This is a genomic window from Acuticoccus mangrovi, assembly GCF_016411865.1.
Lineage (GTDB): Bacteria > Pseudomonadota > Alphaproteobacteria > Rhizobiales > Amorphaceae > Acuticoccus > Acuticoccus mangrovi.
Genome location: NZ_JAEKJA010000056.1, coordinates 1 through 1,822 on the forward strand (window position 1 = coordinate 1; position 1,822 = coordinate 1,822).

At 75.9% G+C, this 1,822-nt stretch carries 1 protein-coding gene; it reads left to right on the plus strand.

What is annotated here, in order from left to right; translation table 11 throughout:
* Nucleotides 1–14: 14 nt before the first annotated feature.
* Nucleotides 15–1,822: condensation domain-containing protein (locus JCR33_RS24640; protein ID WP_332461269.1), on the plus strand; the 1,808-nt coding region annotated here is incomplete at its 3' end.

Consider the following 1,822-nt stretch of genomic DNA (forward strand, 5'->3'; position numbering starts at 1 on the left):
TGCCGGATTACATGGTGCCGTCGGGGATTGTGGTGCTGGAGGCACTGCCGCTGACGGGGAACGGGAAGGTGGATCGGGCGAGGCTGCCGGCGCCGGGTCGGGCGGTGCGGGGCGGGGTGTCGGGGACGCCGGAGGAGGCGGTGCTGTGCGGTCTGGTGGGGGAGCTGCTGGGCGTGGAGCGGGTGGGCCCGGAGGACGACTTCTTCGCGCTCGGGGGCCACTCGCTGCTGGCGGCGCGGCTGGTGGCGCGGGTGCGCAGCGTGCAGGGACGGGTGCTCGGGATCCGCGCGGTGTTCGAGGCGCCGCGGCTGGGCGATCTGGCCGAGCGGGTGCGGCAGGCGCCGCGGGCGGGAGACGCCTTGACGGCGGGGGAGCGTCCGGCGCGGCTTCCGCTGTCGTTCGCGCAGGCGCGGCTGTGGTTCCTGGACCGGCTGGAAGGGGCGGACGCGACCTACAACATCCCGCTGGCGGCGCGGCTTCTGGGGCGGCTCGACGGGGAGGCGCTGGCAGCGGCGCTGGACGACGTGGCGATGCGCCACGAGAGCCTGCGCACGCTGCTGAAGGAGGAGGGCGGGGAGCCCTATCAGGCGATCCTGGATCGGGCGCAGGTGGGGCTCGAGCGGCGCGGCTGCCCGGTGGAGGCGGTCGACGCGGTGCTCGCGGCGGAGGCGGCCCGTCCGTTCGACCTCGCTCGGGACCTGCCGCTGCGGGCGGTGCTGCTGGAGCTCGGGCGGGACGATCACGTGCTGGCGCTGGTGGTGCATCACGTGGCGAGCGACGGCTGGTCGATGGGGCGGCTGCTGGAGGATCTGGCGACGGCCTACCGGGCGCGGGCCGCCGGAGCGGCGCCGGCCTACGACGCGCTGCCGGTGCAATATGCGGACTACGCCGTGTGGCAGCGGGCGCTGCTGGGCGAAGAGGGGGACGCGGAGAGCCTGATCGGCCGGCAGATCGCCTATTGGCGGGACGCGCTCGAGGCGCTGCCGGCCGAGCTGACGCTGCCGGTGGACCGGCCGAGGCCGGCGCGGCCGAGCCGGCGGGTGGGGAGCGTGCCGATCGCGCTCGAGCCGGGGCTGGTGGCGGCGGTGGAGGGGCTGGCGCGGGCGCAAGGAGCGACGCCGTTCATGGTGCTGCACGCGGCGGTCTCGGCGCTGCTGAGCCGGCTCGGGGGCGGGACGGACATCGCGATCGGCACGGTGGTGGCGGGGCGGAGCGATGCGGCGCTGGACCGGCTGGTGGGGTTCTTCGTCAACACGCTGGTGCTGCGGCTGGATCTCGGGGGCGATCCCGGCTTCGGTGCGCTGGTGGCGCGCAGCCGGGAGGTGTGCCTCGACGCCTACATGCACCAGGACGCGCCGTTCGAGCGGCTGGTGGAGGTGCTCGAGCCGCCGCGGGTGGTGGGGCGGCAGCCGCTGTTCCAGACGATGCTGGTGCTCAACGGCGGGGCGGAGGGGGGCTTTGCGGCGCCGGGGCTGGAGGTGCGGCCGTGGGGCGTGGCGGCGACGGCGGCGAAGTTCGACCTGTGCTTCACCTTCACCGAGGAGGAGGGCGGGTGGCGGGGCGTTCTGGAGTATGGCGCGGAGCTGTTCGAGCGGGCGAGCGCGGAGGGATTGGCCGGGCGCCTGATCGGCCTGCTGGCGGAGGGGGTGGCGGAGCCCGGGCGGGCGGTGTCGCAGCTCGGGATCCTGCTGCCGGGTGAAGCCGGCCGACTGACGGAGGGGTTCGCGGGCGCGCGGCGCGGGATGCCCGAGCCCGGGACGCTGACGGGGCTGTTCGAGGCGCAGGCGGGGCGCACGCCGGGGGCGGTGGCGGTGAGCGAGGG